The following is an 804-nucleotide window of genomic DNA, read 5'->3' on the forward strand; positions in this document are numbered from 1 at the left end:
GCGAACGGGGAGGGCACGAACCGCTCGGCGGTGAGAGCGGCTCGGCCCAGATACCCGCGCGCCAGGCCGGCACCGGCGAGGTACACCTCGCCCACGGCTCCAAGCGGCACCGGCTGGAGGAAGGCGTCCAGTACATACGCCTGACGGTTGGCCAGCGGACGGCCGACCGGCAGCACTCGGGCGGTGTCCTCGCCGGGCTCCAGCAGATGCCAGGTCGCGCACAGGGAGACCTCGGTGGGGCCGTACAGATGCCGGACGCGTACCTCGGGGCAGGCCGTGCGGACCCGCTCCACGGCCTCCAGCGGCACGACATCACCACCGGTGAGGACTTCGCGTGCGCCGTCGAAGCAGCCGGGCGCCTCCTCGGCCAGCACCCGGAAGAGTCCCGCGGTGACGTGCACGTGCGTGACCCCGGCGGCGATGTGCTCCCGTACGGCCGCCGCGTCGACCGCCACACCGGGCTCCGCCACGACGATGCGCGCACCCCTCGCCAGCGGCACCCACACCTCGAACAGCGAGATGTCGAACGCGTGCGGGGCGTGGAACAACACCGAGTCGCCCGGCCCCACCGCCCAGCCGGCGTCCCCGACCAACGCCGCCACGCTCCCGTGCGGCACCGCGACACCCTTCGGCACGCCTGTCGAACCGGACGTGTACATCACGTACGCGAGATCATCCCCGCTCACCGCTGCGGACGGAATCTCACCCTCACCGATGAAGACCGACGGGTCGTCGATCGTCACGGCCGGCGCGGAATCCTCCAGCACGAACGCGACCCGCTCCGCCGGATAAGCACCATCCACC

At 72.0% G+C, this 804-nt stretch carries 1 protein-coding gene; it reads right to left on the reverse strand.

What is annotated here, in order from left to right; genetic code table 11:
- Positions 1-804, reverse strand: an 804-nt coding sequence (locus tag AC5P09_RS52010) for an AMP-binding protein (protein ID WP_493880638.1), incomplete at both ends; no start/stop codon positions are given.

Source organism: Streptomyces sp. a15 (assembly GCF_059026085.1).